This is a genomic window from Enhygromyxa salina, from assembly GCF_002994615.1.
In the GTDB taxonomy this organism is placed as follows: Bacteria; Myxococcota_A; Polyangia; order Nannocystales; family Nannocystaceae; genus Plesiocystis; species Plesiocystis salina_A.
Genome location: NZ_PVNK01000171.1, coordinates 16,944 through 35,568 on the forward strand (window position 1 = coordinate 16,944; position 18,625 = coordinate 35,568).

General features: G+C 68.4%; 18 protein-coding genes. 6 read left to right on the top strand and 12 right to left on the bottom strand.

Annotation, left to right across the window (positions count from 1 at the left end; translation table 11 throughout):
• Positions 1-66 precede the first annotated feature (66 nt).
• Positions 67-966, bottom strand: a complete 900-nt coding sequence (gene speB / locus ENSA5_RS19925) for an agmatinase (RefSeq protein ID WP_106393270.1) — start codon at positions 964-966, stop codon at positions 67-69.
• The gene (gene speE, locus ENSA5_RS19930) at positions 963-1,787 is read right to left on the bottom strand and encodes a polyamine aminopropyltransferase (RefSeq protein WP_106393271.1); all 825 of its coding nucleotides are present in this window, start codon (positions 1,785-1,787) and stop codon (positions 963-965) included. Before speE ends, speB begins: the two co-directional genes overlap by 4 nt.
• Before the next feature lie 83 nt (positions 1,788-1,870).
• Here speE and ENSA5_RS19935 point away from each other — a divergent pair, with 83 nt between their 5' ends.
• From ENSA5_RS19935 to ENSA5_RS19945, 3 genes are all read left to right on the top strand, one after another.
• Entirely contained in the window at positions 1,871-3,568 is a 1,698-nt protein-coding gene (locus tag ENSA5_RS19935; RefSeq protein WP_258182935.1) for a glutamine--tRNA ligase/YqeY domain fusion protein, read from the top strand.
• A gap of 485 nt (positions 3,569-4,053) precedes the next feature.
• The gene (locus tag ENSA5_RS19940) at positions 4,054-5,313 is read left to right on the top strand and encodes a S8 family peptidase (RefSeq protein ID WP_181197960.1); all 1,260 of its coding nucleotides are present in this window, start codon (positions 4,054-4,056) and stop codon (positions 5,311-5,313) included.
• 242 nt (positions 5,314-5,555) lie between these two features.
• On the top strand, positions 5,556-7,094 hold the full coding sequence (locus ENSA5_RS19945) for a GNAT family N-acetyltransferase (protein WP_181197961.1): 1,539 nt from the start codon (positions 5,556-5,558) through the stop codon (positions 7,092-7,094).
• A 12-nt stretch (positions 7,095-7,106) separates the two neighbouring features.
• Here ENSA5_RS19945 and ENSA5_RS19950 read toward each other — a convergent pair whose 3' ends face one another.
• From ENSA5_RS19950 to ENSA5_RS36150, 10 genes are all read right to left on the bottom strand, one after another.
• Positions 7,107-7,319 carry a hypothetical protein gene (locus tag ENSA5_RS19950; RefSeq protein ID WP_106393274.1) on the bottom strand — a complete coding sequence of 71 codons (213 nt, stop codon included), beginning with the start codon at positions 7,317-7,319 and terminating at the stop codon, positions 7,107-7,109.
• An 81-nt stretch (positions 7,320-7,400) separates the two neighbouring features.
• Positions 7,401-8,312 carry a hypothetical protein gene (locus ENSA5_RS19955; protein WP_106393275.1) on the bottom strand — a complete coding sequence of 304 codons (912 nt, stop codon included), beginning with the start codon at positions 8,310-8,312 and terminating at the stop codon, positions 7,401-7,403.
• A gap of 1 nt (position 8,313) precedes the next feature.
• Entirely contained in the window at positions 8,314-8,706 is a 393-nt protein-coding gene (locus tag ENSA5_RS19960; protein WP_106393276.1) for a hypothetical protein, read from the bottom strand.
• A gap of 98 nt (positions 8,707-8,804) precedes the next feature.
• Positions 8,805-9,620 carry a hypothetical protein gene (locus ENSA5_RS19965; protein WP_181197962.1) on the bottom strand — a complete coding sequence of 272 codons (816 nt, stop codon included), beginning with the start codon at positions 9,618-9,620 and terminating at the stop codon, positions 8,805-8,807.
• A gap of 103 nt (positions 9,621-9,723) precedes the next feature.
• On the bottom strand, positions 9,724-10,116 hold the full coding sequence (locus tag ENSA5_RS19970) for a hypothetical protein (RefSeq protein WP_106393278.1): 393 nt from the start codon (positions 10,114-10,116) through the stop codon (positions 9,724-9,726).
• Positions 10,117-10,214: 98 nt separating this feature from the next.
• Entirely contained in the window at positions 10,215-11,030 is an 816-nt protein-coding gene (locus ENSA5_RS19975) for a hypothetical protein (protein ID WP_181197963.1), read from the bottom strand.
• A 97-nt stretch (positions 11,031-11,127) separates the two neighbouring features.
• The gene (locus ENSA5_RS19980) at positions 11,128-12,204 is read right to left on the bottom strand and encodes a PAAR-like domain-containing protein (protein ID WP_106393280.1); all 1,077 of its coding nucleotides are present in this window, start codon (positions 12,202-12,204) and stop codon (positions 11,128-11,130) included.
• Positions 12,201-13,268, bottom strand: coding sequence for a hypothetical protein (locus ENSA5_RS19985; protein WP_106393281.1), 1,068 nt, complete (start codon positions 13,266-13,268; stop codon positions 12,201-12,203). The genes ENSA5_RS19980 and ENSA5_RS19985 overlap by 4 nt, the downstream gene beginning before the upstream one ends.
• A complete protein-coding gene (locus ENSA5_RS19990) occupies positions 13,265-14,488 on the bottom strand; it encodes a DUF2169 family type VI secretion system accessory protein (RefSeq protein WP_146155900.1) in 1,224 nt (407 codons plus the stop codon). The genes ENSA5_RS19985 and ENSA5_RS19990 overlap by 4 nt, the downstream gene beginning before the upstream one ends.
• Entirely contained in the window at positions 14,461-15,282 is an 822-nt protein-coding gene (locus ENSA5_RS36150; protein WP_219906816.1) for a serine hydrolase domain-containing protein, read from the bottom strand. Before ENSA5_RS36150 ends, ENSA5_RS19990 begins: the two co-directional genes overlap by 28 nt.
• A gap of 283 nt (positions 15,283-15,565) precedes the next feature.
• On the opposite strand from ENSA5_RS36150, the gene ENSA5_RS36155 reads away from it, so the two are divergent.
• The 3 genes from ENSA5_RS36155 (at position 15,566) to ENSA5_RS20005 (ending at position 18,423) form a co-directional block, all read left to right on the top strand.
• A complete protein-coding gene (locus ENSA5_RS36155; RefSeq protein ID WP_181197964.1) occupies positions 15,566-16,069 on the top strand; it encodes a hypothetical protein in 504 nt (167 codons plus the stop codon).
• Positions 16,070-16,136: 67 nt separating this feature from the next.
• Positions 16,137-17,234, top strand: a complete 1,098-nt coding sequence (locus tag ENSA5_RS20000; protein ID WP_181197965.1) for a DUF3800 domain-containing protein — start codon at positions 16,137-16,139, stop codon at positions 17,232-17,234.
• A gap of 376 nt (positions 17,235-17,610) precedes the next feature.
• Positions 17,611-18,423, top strand: coding sequence for a hypothetical protein (locus ENSA5_RS20005; protein ID WP_106393284.1), 813 nt, complete (start codon positions 17,611-17,613; stop codon positions 18,421-18,423).
• Positions 18,424-18,625 lie beyond the last annotated feature (202 nt).

An 18,625-nucleotide genomic window follows, 5' to 3' on the forward strand; every position in this document is an offset into this window, starting at 1 on the left:
CGCCGAGTGTAGCAACCCGAGACGATCCCCGGCCTCGAGCTTCGAACACCCGCTCGCCGTCGACCGTCAGCTCCGGACCAGCGCGAGGAGCAGGGTCCGGACCAGGCGCGCGACGGCGACCTGCGAGCGGCCGCTCGGATCGAGGCGCGGCGCGAGCTCGACGACGTCGGCACCGACGAGCCCCGGCCCGGCCGTGGGCGCGCGGGCGATCTCCCCGAGCGCGGCCTCGACATCGCCGAAGCGCAGCCCGTCGGGCTCGGGCGTGCCCGTGCCGGGGATGTCGGCGGGGTCGATGCCGTCGACGTCGAGGGTCACGTAGATCGGCAGATCTCGAGCGAGCAGCTCACGGATCCGCGCGGCGATCGGCGCGAGCGTGGGCGCGAGCAGCTCGACGCGAGGGTCGCTGGCCGCGAGCTGGTACTCGGCGCGCTCGCCCGAGCGGATGCCCCACTGGTGGAGGCGGTGGTCGGGCCCCATGCGCTCGCGGAGGCGCCCGAGCACCGTCGCGTGGTTGTAGGGCTCGCCCTCCCAGGCCTCGCGCAGATCCATGTGCGCGTCGACGTGGATGATCTGGAGCTGCGGGTGCTGCTCGAGGGCGCGCTCGACGAAGGGGTAGGCGACGAGGTGATCGCCGCCGATCGCGATCAGCGGCAGCGCGGGCAGGGCGTCGAGCTGTGCGCGCAGCCCTCGCACGAGGCGCTCGCCGGGCGTCGATCCGGCCCCAGCCGCGGGCGCGCTCAGGTCGAGGTCGCCGAGGTCGACATAGGAGAAGTCGTCGAGGCTGCGATCGAGCTTGGGGCAGTAGGTCTCGATGCTGTCGGACGCCAGGCGCAGGGCCTCGGGCCCCTCGCTGGCGCCGCCGCGGTAGGTCACCGCGCCGTCGTAGGGCACGCCGACCAGCGCCGCGCGGGCGTCGTCGGCGGCCGCGGCCGGCCCCGCGCCCAAGAACTTCGGCGCGTCGCTCATTCGACGAGCTCGGCGATGAAGGGCGGCAGCGCGAACGCGCCGCTGGCCAGGGCAGGGGAGTAGTAGCGGCTCGACAGCGCCTTGGCCCGGTCGAGGTCGGCCTGCTCGGGCCGACGCGTGTCGCTGGCGAGGCAGAACACCCAGCCGCCGCCGGGGTAGGTCGGGACCACGCCGTAGTAGCCGTGGACCTCGGCGAACACCTTGCGCACGCTCGTGAACAGCTCGCGCACGACCTCGGGCGCGTAAAAGGGCGACTCGGCCTGGGAGCTGATGACGCCGCCAGGCCGCAGCGCGGCGGAGAGGTCGCGGAAGAAGGGCTCGGCGAACAGCGCGGCGGCCGGCCCGATCGGCTCGGTCGAGTCGACGAGGATCGCGTCGAAGCTGTCGGGGTGCTGCTTGACGTAGGCGGTCGCGTCCGCGAACACCAACTCGACGCGGGGGTCGTCGAGGGCGCCCGCGACCGAGGGGATGTGCTCCTGGCACACGCGGGTGACCCGCTCGTCGATCTCGCACTGCACGACCCGCTCGACGCTCGGGTGCTTCAGGGTCTCGCGGACCGAGCCCCCGTCGCCGCCGCCGACGACCAGGACCGCGCGCGGGTTCGGGTGCACGCACAGCGGCACGTGGGTCAGGAGGTCGTGGTAGACGAACTCGTCGAGTTCGGTCAGCATGACCATGTCGTCGAGGGTCAGGAGCCGGCCGTGGCCGACGGTCTCGTGGACCGCGATCGACTGAAATTCGCTCTTCTCGGCGTGAACGAGGCCGGTGGTGTGGATGCCCGTGGCCGACGCGTCCCGGTAGTGCTCGTAGAACCAAGCCATGTCGGCGGGGCTTTTAGCCCAAGCTGTGGGCCGGGTCGAGGACCGCCGTCGTCGCGCGCCACGGATTGGGGTAAGAAGCCCGGGTGAGCACGTCCGAACGGTCCGAAGAGGGTGCGTCCAACTTCATCCGCGAAATGATCGCCGCCGACGTCGAGGGCGGGAAGTGGGGGGGCCGGGTCCACACCCGGTTCCCGCCCGAGCCCAACGGCTACCTCCACATCGGCCACGCCAAGGCGATCTGCATCGACTTCGGCATGGCCGCCGAGTTCGGCGGCAAGTGCAACCTGCGCTTCGACGACACCAACCCGATCGCCGAGGAGGTCGAGTACGTCGACGCGATCCGCCGCGACATCGAGTGGCTAGGCTTCACCTGGGACAACGAGTTCTTCGCCTCGGACTACTTCGAGCGGATGTACGAGTGCGCCGTCCACCTGATCCGCGAGGGCAAGGCCTACGTCGACAGCCAGACCCTCGAGCAGATCCGCGAGGGCCGCGGCAACTTCTACAAGCCCGGCGTCGACAGCCCCTTCCGGACGCGCAGCGTCGACGAGAACCTCGACCTGTTCGCGCGCATGCGGGCCGGGGAGTTCGAGGCGGGCGAGCACGTGCTGCGGGCGAAGATCGACATGCAGCACGGCAACCTCAACATGCGCGACCCGCTGCTGTACCGGATCTTGAAGCAGACCCACCACCGGACCGGGGACGCGTGGAACATCTACCCGATGTACGACTACGCGCACCCGCTCGAGGACGCGATCGAAGACATCACCCACTCGCTGTGCAGCCTCGAGTTTCAGGACCACCGTCCGCTCTACGACTGGGTCGTCGAGAACTGCCCGGTCGAGGGCCAGCCCGAGCAGACCGAGTTTGCCCGGCTCAACCTCGGCTACACGCTGATGAGCAAGCGCAAGCTCCTGCAGCTCGTCAACGAGGGCCACGTCGACGGCTGGGACGACCCGCGGATGCCCTCGCTCAGCGGCATGCGGCGGCGCGGGATCCCGCCCGAGGCGATCGTCCGCTTCTGCGAGCGGATCGGGGTCTCGAAGCGCGACGGGATCGTCGACATCTCGCTGTTCGAGCACGCGATCCGCGAGCGCCTCAACGAGGTCGCGCCGCGCTACATGGGCGTGCTCAACCCGCTCGAGCTGGTCATCGAGAACTACCCCGAGGACGAGGACGAGGAGTTTGACGCGCCGCTGCACCCCGAGGACGCCGCCTACGGGACCCGCAAGCTGCCCTTTGGTCGGGTGATCTACGTCGAGCGCGACGACTTCCGCATGCAGGCGCCGCGCAAGTGGCATCGGCTCGCGCCCGGTAAGGAGGTCCGCCTGCGCTACGCCTGCCTCGTGACCTGCAACGAGGTCGTGACCGACGAGTCTGGTGAGGTCGTGCAGCTGCGCTGCACCTGGGATCCCGAGTCGCGCGGCGGGACCTCGCCCGACGGCCGCAAGGTCCGCGGGACCCTGCACTGGGTCTCGGCCAAGCACGCGCTCTCGGCCGAGGTCCGCCTCTATGACCGGCTGTTCACCAAAGAGAACCCGCAAGAGGGCGACGCCGACTTCCGCGACAACCTCAACCCCGACGCGCGGAGGGTTGTGCAGGGCTGCAAGCTCGAGCCCGCGCTCGCCTCGGTCGAGGTCGGGGCTGGGTTTCAGCTCGAGCGGATCGGCTACTTCTGCGTCGATCCGGACTCGGCCGAGGGCGAGCCCGTGCTCAATCGGACGATCACCTTGCGCGACAGCTGGGCGAAGCTCGAGAAGAAGCTGAGCAAGGGCGGCTAGCAGCCCGGGGTGCAATGCCTCGCGCCGCCTCGCTTGGCCTTTTCGCCGAGGGCTTTGTCGCCAAAACTTGCAGTACGCCCGGTACATCGGCGTTTTGGCTTCGCGCCCTCGGCGAAGATTCCGGCGCGAGGCGACACGATGCATTGCACCCCGGGCTGCTAGCAGCCCGTGGTGCAATGCTCGCGCCCTCGGCGAAAATTCCGGCGCGAGGCGACGCGATGCATTGCACCAAGGGCTGCTAGTCCGCCCAACCCTCGCTTTCGCGCGGTACCCTCGCCGGACCTGTTCCTCCAAGGGAGGCGCTCGGTGCCATGCGTGGGATTCGCTGATATTCGCCTGCGAGCGCTTCATTGTCGGGGCAGCTTTGCGGCTGTCTCGACCGAGTCAATTGCCTGCCGCATGATCAAAACATGCAACGGGTACGAGTCGGTCAATGGACAAAAATCGTAGACGCACCGCGCGAGAGAATCGCGGGGTCGCTCATCTTGGCTGCCGCAATCTTGGTCGCGGGATGTGGCGAGCTCGAGGATGTCGACCTGAGCGAGACCGAGCTGCGGAGCCAAGATCGAGCCGAGACGGGCGGCGTGGACCTGGAGGAGGACCGGGTCGAGCCGGGCGACATCCCCGGGCACTACATTGTGATGATGGACAGCCGCGCCAATCCCCTCGCCGCCACCGCTGCGGTGCGGGCCACGCCGACGCACGTATACAATCACGCGATCCGAGGCTTCGCCGGGCCCCTCGACGCGCGCCAACTCGAGGCCCTCTCGCGTCGTCAAGACGTCGTCCGTATCGAGCGCGACCAGGTCGTGACCGCAGCGGAGCTGGCGTGCCCGGGGGCGTCTCCAGATCCGGAGATTCAGCTCAAGAGCGGGTCGCCAGACTATGCCCCCGCATACAGCGTCGATCGTTGTGACCAGCGCGACCTGCCCTTCAGCAACAGCTACACCTACACCTGGAGCGGGGACGGGGTGAATGTCTATGTGTTCGACACCTGGATGTTTACCGAGCATTCGGATTTCGACGACCCCGACGACCCCAACACCAGCCGCGCGAGCCGCGGCTATGACGGCTACCCCAACGACCCCCCGGACGGCGAGGGATGCAGCGGCCACGCCACCCACGTGGCTGGGATCATCGGCGGGACAAAGTACGGAGTGGCCAAGGACTCGAACATCATCAGCGTCAAAGTGCTCGACTGCACCGGGCACGGCTCGTGGTCGAGGCTCATCGCAGGCATCGACTGGGTCATCGACAACAAGGGCGATACGGCCGCGGTCGCCAACATGTCGCTGAGCGGGCGCAAATCGTACATTGTCAATTGGGCGATCGGCCAACTCGCCGACAGCGGCGTGTTTGTCGCCGTGGCCGCGGGCAACAACGACGCCAACGCGTGCAACTACTCGCCCGCGGCCGCGGCCAGCTCCGTGGCCGTCGCGGCCAACAACAGCGGTGACCAGCGGGCGAGCTTCTCCAACTACGGCTCGTGCGTCGACATCTATGCTGGGGGCACCAACGTCCGCTCCGCCTGGCCCGATGGCGGCTCGCGGACCGCGAGCGGCACGTCAATGTCCTCGCCGCACCTGGCCGGCGTGGCCGCCTTGTACAAGCACGCGTTCGGTGACGAGGACTGGGACCAGATCAAGTCGGACATCCAGACCTGGGCGACTCCGAACAAGATCAGCGGAAACCCCGGCGGGACGCCGAACTTGCTCTTGCACTGGCCGTGTTCGGGCTCGATGTGAGCGGGGACGGCCGCTGACCAGGACGCCAGGGGCTGCGCGCGCGGTCCTCGCTGTGCGCCGCAGGCTCCCGGGGTGATCGTCCGCTTCGATGGGCTGTCGCGGGACCGAGCGGTCGCGGCGAGCGGCGCGGGTTGGCGGCAGCCGGGAGCCCGGAACGCGCGCCAGGAGCCCGCGCGCGCGGGCCTGGGTGAAGCGCGGGCGATCGTCGGCCGGGGCGTGTACCTTCTACGCGGCGCCAAGGCATGACCATGCAACGCAGCTTCGAGATCCGTGGACGCACCCTCGGCCTGAGCGGGCCCTGCTTCGTGATCGGCGAGGCCGGCAGCAACCACAACGGCAGCCTCGAGCAGGCGCTCGCGCTGATCGACGTGGCCGCCGAGGCTGGCTGCGACGCGGTCAAATTCCAGGTGTTCAAGGCCAAGCGCCTGTACCCCGAGGCCGCCGGGCGCAGCGACTACCTTGGCGATCCCCGCAGCATCTTCGACATCATCTCGGCCATGGAGCTGCCCGAGGAGTGGCTCCCGCGTCTGCGCGTGCGGGCCGACCAGCATGACCTCGCGTTCATCGCCTCGCCCTTCCACGAAGAGGCCGTCGCGGTCCTCGATCCCTACGTCGACGCGTTCAAGATCGCGTCTTACGAGCTGACCCACGCCCCGCTCCTGCGCGAGGTCGCCAAGCGCAACAAGCCCGTGATCATGTCGACCGGGGCCAGCGATCTCGACGAGATCCGCGAGGCCGTGGCCACGCTCGAGGCCGCGGGCTGCGACCGCCTCGCGATCATGCAGTGCACCGCCGCGTACCCGACCCCGCCCGAGGCCGTCAACGCGCGCGCGCTCGTGACCCTGCGCGAGGAGTTCGAGATCCCGACCGGGCTCAGCGATCACTCCGAGCACCCCGAGGTCGCGCCGATGGCCGCGGCCGCGCTCGGGGCCGCGGTGCTCGAGAAGCACTACACCCTGTCCAAGTACCTGCCCGGGCCCGACCACGCCTTCGCGGTCGAGCCCGAGGGCCTGCGGCGCCTGGTCGCCGGGGTTCGGGCGACCGAGCGGGTCGTCGGCAGCGGTACCAAGGCCGTGCTCGGGGTCGAGGACGAGCTGCGCGGCTTCGCCCGGCGCGTGCTCATGACGACCAAAGCCGTGACCAAGGGCGAGCCCTTCTCACGGGACAACGTCGACGTCCTGCGTCGCGGCAAGCTCGAGGGCGGCCTCGCGCCCAAGCACCTCGAAGATGTCCTGCGCGCCGTCGCGGCCCGCGACCTGGCGGCCGAGACCCCGCTGACCGACGAGGACCTCGACGGCTGCAAACCCGTCGTCCGGGGGCTGCGCCTGTGCCCGGCCAAGAAGGGCGACGCCGACATCATCCATCGCTGGGCCAACGATCCCATGACCCGCGAGGCCTCGTTCTCGCCCGAGCCGATCCCGCTGGTCGATCACGTCGCGTGGTTTTGCCGCGAGCTCGAGCGCGCCGATCACCACCTGTTCATCGTCCAGCACCAGGGCGATCCGGTCGGTTTTGTCCGGCTCAACACGATCCCAGAGCACCAGGGGGTCTGCCTGGTCAGCATCAACATCGCGCCCGAGGCCCGCCAACGTGGGATCGGCACCGCGACGCTGAAGGCCGCGGTCGCGGTCGCCAAGGAGCTGAACTTCAAGCAGATCCAGGCCCAGATCCGGCCGAGCAACGAGGCCAGTCGCCGGGCGTTCACGCGCGCGGGCTTCGTCCACGAGCGCGACATCGAGGTCAGCGGGCAGGCCGCCCAAGAGTGGGTTCGCGGCTGCTGATCCCGTCGATGCTCAGGCGTCTCTGCGCAGCATGTACATGAGCAGCTTGTCGTCTCCCTTGGCGGGGTTGCACGGCGCACACGAGGGCACGAGGTTGTCTGCGGGCGCGAGCTGGCTGCCGTCGAGACCCAGATCCGGCCACGCGAGTCCGAGATCCTGCAGCTCGACGTCGGCCGTCCGGATCTGGCGAACTACGACGCGCTGCTTGGAGGTGTCGCGTGACACGTCGACACCCCGCCCATGCCGAGCTCGTCGCCGAACTCCTGCGCGGCTTCATGGCCGATCGCGCCCGCGGGCTGGCGGGCGTCAGTCGGGGATGCGGTGGCCGAAGAAGTAGCGGGCGCCGTCCTCGAAGCGAGCGGAGGCGTCGCTGGCGAGGAAGTCCTCGGCGATCGCGGCGGCGGCGAGAGGGGTCCAGGGGTCGGAGGTGAAGAAGTCGGTGCAGTCGATGCCGGTCATGGGCTCGAAGCGCTCGCGCATGCAGCTGATCTGGTGTCGGAGGTAGTGCGTTCCGATCGGTGCGCAGATGTGGCGCGCGAGGGTGCGTGGGGACAGGAGCTCGCCGAACGCGACGTGGACCGTCTCCGAGCCCAGCTCGGCGACGACCTCGTCGTAGCGGTCCATGACCAGGTTCAAGTAGTCCTCGAGCATGTCGGCGGGTGGCTCGTCGGGGATCATGCTGCCCGACCCGACAACGGGGAGCAGCAGATCGGACAGGTAGGTCCCGAAGATACCCAGCTCGGGGGCCCCCTTCATGCGCTGGTTGAGGTACTGATCGAGGATGACGGGCAGCGCGTCGAGGCGACCCCAGAGCGCGAAGGCGCGGCAGTAGCTCGTGATCTTCGTGTTCGCGTAGTAGTCGTGGCGATCGGCCTCGCGGACGTCGGGCGCCTCGATTTCGCGTCGCATGTCCCGGAAGCACTCGACGGTGCCGATGTGGCCGAGGATGATGATCGCGTTCCACTTGATCCAGTAGTCGACCGGCTCGTCCTTGTTGCCGTGGGACTCGCGGTAGACCTCGAGGACGTCCCCGGCGGCCGTGAAGTCGCCTCGCATGGCGCGATCGAGGGCGTCGTACAAGCGGCGCCAGCGACCGGCGTGGCCTGGGGGGCGCCCGGGCACGGGGACGCCGGGTTCCAGCAGCCGAACGAAATAGCCAAATTTCTCAAACAAGAGCTGTGTCTCGTGGAAGTATGGTCGTTGCTTCGAATCGCTCATCTCACCACCAACTCGGCTGAAAGGCATCGAGGCGCCGCCGCTTCATGCCCGAGCGGCGAAACGCCGTGTTCCACTTCGCGCGCCACCGCACGTCGTTGGCCTGCCAGAGGCCGAAGGTGTCGTCGATCATCTTGCAGGTGCTGCACAGCAGGTCATGGGGCTGGAGGTTGCCGGGGTTGTCGGGACACCCGCCCGCGCCCTTTGGCGTCAGGTGGTCGACTTTGGAGAAGGTCTCGTCGGAGCGCGGAGCGAGTTCGTTGGGGTTGCGCGCGACGAAGGATGCGATCGCGTCGGGATGGGCCGCTTCGAACTGTTTTTGGTGTCGCGGGTGTGAAAGGTGTCGGCGTAGGGCGCGGGCACGGGTCCAGTCGGCGGACCGGGGGGACTCATGCACACGTCGGGGAAGGCCGCGACGAGCTTGCCCGCCCCGGCGGCACAGGCGACGGCGTTGCCGTTGGCGTAGACCTTCTTGCTCATGTTCGTGGAGGGGCGTCAGTCGGGGATGCGGTGGCCGAAGAAGTAGCGGGCGCCGTCCTCGAAGCGAGCGGAGGCGTCGCTGGCGAGGAAGTCCTCGGCGATCGCGGCGGCGGCGAGAGGGGTCCAGGGGTCGGAGGTGAAGAAGTCGGTGCAGTCGATGCCGGTCATGGGCTCGAAGCGCTCGCGCAGGCAGATGAGCTCGTGTCGGAGGTAGGGCGTCTCGATCGGTGCGCAGATGCGGCGCGCGAGGGTGCGTGGGGACAGGAGCTCGCCGAACGCGACGTGGACCGTCTCCGAGCCCAGCTCGGCGACGACCTCGTCGTAGCGGTCCATGACGAGGTTCAGGTAGTCCTCGAGCATGTCGGCGGGTGGCTCGTCGGGGATCATGCTGCCCGACCCGACAACGGGGAGCAGCAGCTTGGACAGGTAGGTCCCGAAGATATCGAGCTCGGGGGCCCCCTTCATGCGCTGGTTGAGGTACTGATCGAGGATGACGGGCAGCGCGTCGAGGCGACCCCAGAGCGTGAAGGCGCGGCAGTAGCTCGTGATCTTCGTGTTCGCGTAGTAGTCGTGGCGATCGGCCTCGCGGACGTCGGGCGCCTCGATTTCGCGTCGCATGTCCCGGAAGCACTCGACGGTGCCGATGTGGCCGAGGATCGTGATCGCGTTCCATTTGATCCAGTAGTCGACCGGCTCGTCCTTGTTGCCGTGGGACTCGCGGTAGACCTCGAGGACGTCCCCGGCGGCCGTGAAGTCGCCTCGCATGGCGCGATCGAGGGCGTCGTACAAGCGGCGCCAGCGACCGGCGTGGCCTGGAGGGCGCCCGGGCACGGGGACGCCGGGCTCCAGCAGCCGAACGGAATAGCCAACCTTCCCAAACCTAAACGAGAGCTGTGCCTCGTGAAGGTACGGTCGTTGTTTCGAATCGCTCATCTCACCACCAACTTGGCTGAAAGGTATCGAGGCGCCGTCGCTTCATGCCCGAGCGGCGAAACGCCGTGTTCCACTTCGCGCGCCACCGCACGTCGTTGGCCTGCCAGAGGCCGAAGGTGTCGTCGATCATCTTGCAGGTGCTGCACAGCAGGTCATGGGGCTGGAGGTTGCCGGGGTTGTCGGGACACCCGCCCGCGCCCTTTGGCGTCAGGTGGTCGACTTTGGAGAAGGTCTCGTCGGAGCGCGGAGCGAGTTCGTTGGGGTTGCGCGCGACGAAGGATGCGATCGCGTCGGGATGGGCCGCTTCGAACTGTTTTTGGTGTCGCGGGTGTGGGAGGTGTCGGCGTAGGGCGTGGGCACGGGTCCAGTCGGCGGACTGGGGGGACTCATGCACACGTCGGGGAAGGCCGCGACGAGCTTGCCCGCCCCGGCGGCACAGGCGACGGCGTTGCCGTTGGCGTAGACCTTCTTGCTCATGTTCGTGGAGGGGCGTCAGTCGGGGATGCGGTGGCCGAAGAAGTAGCGGGCGCCGTCCTCGAAGCGAGCGGAGGCGTCGCTGGCGAGGAAGTCCTCGGCGATCGCGGCGGCGGCGAGAGGGGTCCAGGGGTCGGAGGTGAAGAAGTCGGTGCAGTCGATGCCGGTCATGGGCTCGAAGCGCTCGCGCAGGCAGATGAGCTCGTGTCGGAGGTAGGGCGTCTCGATCGGTGCGCAGATGTGGCGCGCGAGGGTGCGTGGGGACAGGAGCTCGCTGAACGCGACGTGGACCGTCTCCGAGCCCAGCTCGGCGACAACCTCGTCGTAGCGGTCCATGACGAGGTTCAGGTAGTCCTCGAGCATGTCGGCGGGTGGCTCGTCGGGGATCATGCTGTCCGACCAGCCAACGGGGAGCAGCAGCTCGGACAGGTAGGTCCCGAAGATATCGAGCTCGGGGGCCCCCTTCATCCGCTGGTTGAGGTACTGATCGAGGATCACGGGCAGCGCGTCGAGGCGACCCCAGAGCGAGAAGGCGCGGCAGTAATCCGTGATCTTCGTGTTCGCGTAGTAGTCGTGGCGATCGGCCCCGCGGACGTCGGGCGCCTCGATTTCGCGTCGCATGTCCCGGAAGCACTCGACGGTGCCGATGTGGCCGAGGATGATGATCGCGTTCCACTCGATCCAGTAGTCGACCGGCTCGTCTTCGTTGCCGTGAGACTCGCGGTAGACCTCGAGGACGTCCCCGGCGGCCGTGAAGTCGCCTCGCATGGCGCGATCGAGGGCGTCGTACAAGCGGCGCCAGCGACCGGCGTGGCCTGGGGGGCGCCCGGGCACGGGGACGCCGGGTTCCAGCAGCCGAACGAAATAGCCAAATTTCTCAAACAAGAGCTGTGTCTCGTGGAAGTATGGTCGTTGTTTCGAATCGCTCATCTCACCACCAACTCGGCTGAAAGGTATCGAGGCGCCGCCGCTTCATGCCCGAGCGGCGAAACGCCGTGTTCCACTTCGCGCGCCACCGCACGTCGTTGGCTTGCCAGTCACTAAAGGTGTCGTCGATCATCTTGCAGGTGCTGCACAGCAGGTCATGGGGCTGGAGGTTGCCGGGGTTGTCGGGGCACCCGCCCCCTGCTTTCGGGGTCAGGTGGTCGACCTTGGAGAAGGTCTTGGCCGAGCGCGGAGCGAGTTCGTTGGGGTTGCGCGCGACGAAGGATGCGATCGCGTCGGGATGGGCCGCTTCGAAGTGTTCACGGTACGCGATCGCCGCCTTTTCCCAGGCTGCTGCGATGGCTTTCTTCCGTTTGGTGTTCGGCGCCCGAAACACATCACAAGGCGCCTCCGGAAACACCCGCCCCTCACACGTACAATACATGTCCTTCGCCGCGATCAAGCGCCGATAGGTCTTGCGCCGCACCAACGCCTCCTGCGTCGGGGCTCCATCGGGTCCCTTGTCCTCGAAGCCGTAAAAATCTTCGAGGCTCTGCGCCTCCTGTCCGTCTTTGAACGCCGACGGACAGTTCGTGCTCCCGCAGCAAGGACACACTCGCTCCTTGATCCGCTGCAGCGCGACGAGGTTCATCTCCTCCATCTCCGGAAACGGCGGCGTGGCGCCGGGGTAGCTCGCGTGGTTCGCGGTCGCCAGGTCGAGGTGCCGGCACACGGACTTGCCCTCGACCTGCACGTCCATGGAGTGGCCCGAGAACTGGGTCTTGCCCGTGGTCGTGTGGGTCACGACGCTGGCGCCGAAGGTCTTGGTCGCCGACTCGTTGCCCAGCGGGGAGGTCGCCAGGTGGCTCTGGCCCGACAGGTACACGGGCTTGCCGCCGATCTTGACGGACCTGCTGCCCTTTTTGGTGTCGCGGGTGTGGGAGGTGTCGGCGTAGGGCGCGGGCACGGGTCCAGTCGGCGGACCGGGGGGACTCATGCACACGTCGGGGAAGGCCGCGACGAGCTTGCCCGCCCCGGCGGCACAGACGACGGCGTTGCCGTTGGCGTAGACCTTCTTGCTCATGTTCGTGATGGCTCCCTGGGCGACAGGGACAAGACGAGCGCTCCGCGGAGTCCGTCGTCGGACCCGGCGCAGGCGAAAACGAGGGGCCCGGGTGCGTAGCCGCGCGCGTTGGCGGCGTGGGCCCAGACCAGGTTACACATCCCCGCCGCTGCCCCGGTATGGCCCAGGGTCGTCGCGCAGGCCCACAGCGGGAGCTCGGGCCGGGGCGTGGTCATGACGCGGGTCAGGAGCAGGGTCTGCTCCTTGAAGAAGAAGCTCTCGCCGGTGAGGTCGGACATGCGCAGATCGACCTCGTGGAGCTCGCGGCCGGCTTGATCGAGGGCAGCTCGGGTCGCGGCGACGAGGCCGTCGGCGCGCAGCGGGACGTCGTTGGTCAGACTCGAGGCCTCGCGCGCGAAGCCGAGGCCGAGGACCTGGCCGCGCGCGGGGCCCAGAGGTCGATCTCGCCGCGGTTGAACGACGACGCAGGCCGCGGCCTCGCCGGGGATCAGGCCATCGCTGTCGAGGGCGCAAACCAGACGCTGGGCCCGCTCGAGGCGCAGCAGCTCGCGGGCGGAGATCAGCGAGTCCGCGGCGCAGACGATGCACGCTTCGGCCTGCGCCGACGCGAACAGCTCGGCGGCCCAGGCCAGGCCGCGGTAGGCCCCGGCGGCGTCGTCGGCGATCACGCCGACGCGCCGCGGGTCGACGCGAACGCCGAGGCGTGCCTCGAGCAGCGCGCACACTCGCTGGGTCAGGGCGGCGCGCTCGCGGTCTCCGAGCGTCGACGCGAGCGCGAGGATCAGCGGGTGACGCTCGAGGGCGCGATCTGTCTCGCCCCGCTCGCCGAGACCGCGCAGCGCGTCTTCGATCGCCCGCGCTGCCAGGACGGCGATCCGCTCGCTCCGCGCCGTGCCGACCTCGAACCAGTCGTGCATCGCCGAGCCGACGATCGGCTCGCCCGTGCGGTCGTGATAGGTCAGCTCGCGCCTGCGGTTGAGCTGGCAGCGCATGGCGGCGCAGGCCGTGGCCGCGAGGTAGCCGACGGGGCAGGTCATGCCGATCGCGGCGACGAAGAGGTTCATCGCCGCGGGCTCCCAGGCTTGCGACGAAGCCAGCGCAGCGCCGCTCTCAGATCGCCAAAGTGTGGCTTGCCGTCGCGGTAGCCGAGGATGCCGTCGGCGCGCGCGGGCAGCTCGCCGATCCGGACCTCCCGCAGGGCGCCGAGCTTCTTGGTCAACGGCACGCTGGTGCGCCACACGAGCTCGGCCCGCGCGAGGTGGGGCTGCAAGATCACGGTGTCGAGGACCGCCAGCCCCGCCCGACTCGGGCCCGTCGCCGTGAACACGTGGACCGGCACGCGCACGGTCGGGAGCACGTAGGTGACCACCGGTCGCGCGGCCATGTGGTGACAGCGGATCCGCTCCGCGCCGCGGAAGTGATCGAAGTGCTGGTCTTCGGGCGCGCTCAGGAAGTAGCGAGCGTCGAAGTCGTCCGGCAAGAAGGGACAGCGCTCGCTCCGCCAGCGCGCGTCGTAGGTGCCCGCGTGGCGAAGGCGTGGTTGCCACGATCGCCCGAGCGGTCCGAGCCCGACGGGTCTCGTCCGCGCGTCGGGTCGCTCGACGCGCTCGTCGGGGGCCTCGAGGTTGGGGACGGGCAGACCGTCGACATCTCGCGCGCTGCGCTTGGGGTGGTAGCCGACGCCGACGGGATTGCGCGGCTCGAGCGGCCCGCCGAAGGCTCGCTCGAAGCGCAGCGGCATGCGCGTGAACGGGACCGGCGGCGACGGGCTCGCGCTGCCGAAGTTGGAGACCCACACGCGCTCGCCGCTGACCAGCACCTGCTTGCGGCGCTCGCCGACCTCGAGGGTCACGCGCAGCTCGGGCACGGGAGGGCTGCCCTCCGGGACGTGAGCGAAGCCGTCGACGAGGAGCTCGGCGCGAGGCTTGTAGAGGGCGAAGTCGTTGGCGCGGCGCAGGCTCGTGGTCGCGGGGTCGCCGTAGTGCTCGTCGGTCGCGCAGGGTGGGGGCTGCTCGGGCAGCAGGGTCATCGCGCCGGCCGGGTCGGCCTGGAAGCTGCCCTTGATCACGATGACGCAGTGATCGCGGGCCTCGACGTCAGCCGCGACGCCGAGGTCCGCGGCCATGCCCGTGGTGTTGGCGGTGATCTGCATGTCGAGTCCCGTCGGGGCTAGGGGCGAGGGTAGCGCGGCGAGCACCCCGGCGACGAATTTTGAGCGCGGCCACCCCGGCCCGTTGGTCATGCCCATGCGCACGATCACCGCGTCCCGGGAGGGGACGACCACGACCGTCTGGCCCTGGTGCCCCGAGGCCCAGTAGGCGTCTCGCGGCACGTCCGGCAGCGCGCGCGCCTCGCGGGATCTTCGGCCGCGTTGAGCCACCACTGCAGCCCGTAGCCTGCGCTCGGGTGCGTGGGCGTGGGCGTGACACTGCGCGCAACCCAGCCCTCGGGCAAGATCCGCTGCCCCTCCGACACGCCGTCTTGCAGGAAGAGCTGGCCAAAGCGGGCCCAGTCGCGCGGGGTCGCGTACATGAACGACGAGCCGACGAAGGTCCCGCTGGGATCGGTCTCCATGATCGCGGATGTCATGCCCAGCGGCTCGAACAGGGCCTCGCGCGGAAATCGGTGGTCGGCGGCGTCGTCGGCGAACAGCTCGCGGATCCGCCGCTGCAACAAGTTGGTCGTCCCGCTCGAGTACGACCAGACCGTGTCGACGTAGACCGAGCCATCGGGCGCGGGCGCGAGCTGGCTGCCCTTGTCGATCGAGAGCCCGCTCATGTCGGTGTTGCCCGAGTAGGTCGCGGTCCAGGCCGCGGCCCCGTCGGCGGACGAGAGCTTGCGGACCCACACGTCCGTGTCGTCGTCGCCCATGCGCACGGTGCCCGAGACGAAGATCGAGCCGTCGGCGCCGAGCTCGACGTCACCCGGCTCGTTGTCGCCGTCGAAGTCGCTGACCTCCAGGACCGTCCACGCCGTGCTGCCGTCGGCGCCGCTGCGCTTCTCGATCCACAGATCCTTGTTGGTGTTGCCCTGCAGGCTGCCGACGACGATCAGATCGCCCGCGTCGTCGAGGGCCACGCCGGACGCGAAGTCGTAGCCGCCGCAGACCAGCGCGGCCGGGGCTCCCGCCCGGCCGCGCAGTGGCCCGAATCTCGGTCACCTCGGCCGGCGAGCGCACGTCGTGCGATGAAAAGGGCATGTATCTCGGGTCGTGGTGGCCGACCAGCGCTCGATCCCGCTGCTGTAGCCCACGGAGCCGCCCTCCGTCCCCTGGACTTTCCGGCTGTGGCGCGACTGGGCCCCCGAACCCTCGAGGCCGTTCCTGCTGGCGGTCCTGCGGCTCTCGGACGAGGTGTCCTTCGTGGTCAACCGGGGCGACAACTACTACAACCGCCGGCTGCTGAAGATCACGACCGTGCTGGCTTCCACGCTCTCGGGCGCGATGGGCTTGGCGTACTCGCAACCTGGCGCCCGCATGGACCCGAGGGGGGTCCCGGTCGCTACCTTTGATGGCCGACCGCTGCTTCTTGGCGGCGAGAACGATTTGCTCGCCTACATCCGTTGCCGCCGACTGCTCCACGCCCGCAACGCCATGGCCAAGGTCCTTCGCCTCAAGTCGGAGCTCAGCAACGAACGGTTGTACGGCGACGCCCCGCGCCTCGCCAGCGACATCCACAGGCTGAGCCGCGAACTCGAGTTGCGCTCCTTCTGGGCGCACTTCGAACGCGCGGCCTCCGGTTGCGCGATGTATGTCGCCGATGCCGACGGAGAGCTCGCGGGACGGACGCTTCCTAGCGATCCCGGGGATTGTCATGCCGTCAGGCAAGCCGTCGACGACGCTTGCGGACGAATCCATCGGTGCTAGCTTGGGGCGGATGGGTAACGGAATAGCTTACACTCGACGGCTGGTCTGTCGAGCCCGCGAAGCCTGGGTGTTCTGCGACGAGTCGGGTAACTCGGGCATCAACTACCTCGATACCGACCCCTTCCTCGTCCTCGCCGGTTTCGTTGTGGCAGGGGGGGCGCGTCGAAAGGCGGAGGCTGCGGTCCTCTCGTTCGTCGAAGACCTCGACCTGCCTGGCGGCAAGGAGCCCAAGTTCCGCGATGTGTGGAGGAAGAGCCGGCGCGCGCGGACGCTCGGGATGCTGAGGGAGCTTGGCCAGGCTCGAGCGTTCCCGGTCTTCTACTTCATGCAGAAGCAGTTTGCGGTCGCCGGGAAGGTCGTGGACGTGCTGCTCGACCCGTTGCACAACCCGGGCTCCTCGTGGCTGCCCACCACCGCGCTCCGTGAGCGGCAGCGGCTGACGCAGCTCGTCTACACGGTCCGCGATGACGTGCTGCGCGACTTCGCAGAAGCTTACAAAGATCCATCCGAGAACACGCCTGTGTTCAGGTCTTGCATCGAGCGCCTCGTCGAGTTCGCCGAGTTGCAGCGCGAGCCCCTGCTCGCGGCCGGATTCCGCGGAGCGTTGGACTCCCTCGACGCGATCATCGAGGCGGAGGACTACGACTCCATCGACGATGGCAAGCACGCCGAATACGCCAGCCTGAACGTGCCGGCGTTGATGCAGTTCATGCGCAAGTGCGACATGGTGCTGGACATGTATCGCCCCAAGCAGGGCACACTCGTCCATGACGAGCAGTCCCAGTTCGAGCGCGTGTTCAAGTTCTATGTCCAGATGTCGCAGGGAATCGGCGTCGGGCATAGCGAACTGGAGGGCGTCCTGGATTCGCAGGGCATGGCGGTCGACCGGATCGGGGTCCGCAACATCCACCGTTTCTCGATGCGGGACTCCAAGGGGGAGCCGCTGCTCTTGGCGGCGGACTGCCTGGCAGGCGGGATCGCGCGTGTGCTGAAGCTGGCGCTCGAAGGCCAACCCTGGTCGGATGCCGAGCGCGAGTTCGCCGAACTGACGCTTCCGGCGGTCATGGGCAACCGTGAGGCCCCGTCGGGCTACTATGCCGACAACCAATTCGTGGCCGAGACACTGGGGCGTCTTGTCGATCGGAGCATCGGCGCGAGCACGTAGGGCTCCGTGTCCGATGCTCAGTATGTTCGCCCACCGTCGTCAGCGGTTAAGCAAGATGAAGCAAGGTTTGGGGCGGAATGCGCGCCCATGGCTTCTAGCGCTGAAGACCTGGGCGGAGTTGGGCGGCGCTAGCGTCGCCCTCAACCACCTCGCATCGACGTTTTCGGCCCACGAGCCCCCATCACGGCCACGGGGGGGAGTTGGCGTGCCGGTCCGTGGACGCGGTGGCAGCCGAGGCCCGAGGCCGACGTTGGCGAGCACCCCCGCGACGTCGTCTTGAGAGTCGCCGATCACGCCAGCAGGCGATCCCCTGGAGGGGTGCGGACTGCTCAGTCGCTGGGCGTTGCCGCTCACCTATTCGATATCAGCCGCGCAGATGGAGATGCTGGACCGGAGGAGCACCCGGACCGCGCCTCATGAGATACAGTTGACGGAGAATACCTTCGCGGTCGCCGCGTCCAACGGCTCCATGTTCCTCCGCCCCAAGCCCAAGCTCCTCTTTCTCGTTCCGCCCGCCCTCGGCGTCACCTTCTGGCTGTTCATGGACGGTGTTTTCGGGAACGAGACTGGCTCTTGGGCGGGAGTCGGCATGTTGCTCGCCTTCGGTGGGTCGTTTCCGCTGCTCGGTGTTGTGAGTCGGCTGGAGGCTAAGCTTGAGGAGGCGGACTACGCACGCCGTCTGGCTCCCGTTAAGGAGTCGGTCGAGGCCTGCTGGCTCATGGAGGGCAAGGAGAACGACTACCGGCATCTCCTCGTCAAGCAGCTCTTTCATACCCTGAACGTGGTGGCGAAACCGGATGCCCCGCTACCCACCGGTACCAAGGTGGACGCCTACATGGAGTTTGGCAAAGAGGACTGGTACATTACCATCAAACGCGGGATCAATAATCAGAAGCGTCTCATTCTTCAGGGCGAGATCGAGGACATCATCGTCCACGCCCCCCGCCGCAATCGCGACCTGTGGATTTACGTAGTCGTCGGAATCACCGACCGGGAGGACTACCAGGAACTGTCGCACCTTCGCCAGCTGTGCGAGTACGCCGGCTTCCGATCAGCCCTCCATCACCGAGGAATTCACACCGGCGAGGAGGAGCCGCGGGTCAACATCGAGGTGATGGCCGCCGTCATCCCGAGCGAACCGCTCGAAGACGACGACGTGCCGGCGTCTCCGGACCTCGTGACAGCGTGATGGTCTTCGCAACTAGCCAACGCGAGCACACACCGAGCGGTGCGCGCGTCGGCTGCGAACCCTGGGACGACCTCGGCGACGTCTCGCGGGTGCTCCACGCGCGGCGGTGAGCGCCTCGCTCAGCCGGAGCCGTCCGGGCTGGCCTCCCAGGGTTCGCCGCCACCGGCTCGGACGACCCGCCTGCCGGGCGAGCTGACGCGCC

Bases quoted from the DNA above. Each gene is read 5' to 3' on its own strand.
- speE (WP_106393271.1), bottom strand. From the start codon at position 1,787: ATGGCTTGGTTCTACGAGCACTACCGGGACGCGTCGGCCACGGGCATC.
- speB (WP_106393270.1), bottom strand. From the start codon at position 966: ATGAGCGACGCGCCGAAGTTCTTGGGCGCGGGGCCGGCCGCGGCCGCC.
- ENSA5_RS20005 (WP_106393284.1), top strand. From the start codon at position 17,611: ATGGAGATGCTGGACCGGAGGAGCACCCGGACCGCGCCTCATGAGATA.
- ENSA5_RS19945 (WP_181197961.1), top strand. From the start codon at position 5,556: ATGACCATGCAACGCAGCTTCGAGATCCGTGGACGCACCCTCGGCCTG.
- ENSA5_RS19955 (WP_106393275.1), bottom strand. From the start codon at position 8,312: ATGAGCGATTCGAAGCAACGACCATACTTCCACGAGACACAGCTCTTG.
- ENSA5_RS19985 (WP_106393281.1), bottom strand. From the start codon at position 13,268: ATGAACCTCTTCGTCGCCGCGATCGGCATGACCTGCCCCGTCGGCTAC.
- ENSA5_RS19980 (WP_106393280.1), bottom strand. From the start codon at position 12,204: ATGAGCAAGAAGGTCTACGCCAACGGCAACGCCGTCGTCTGTGCCGCC.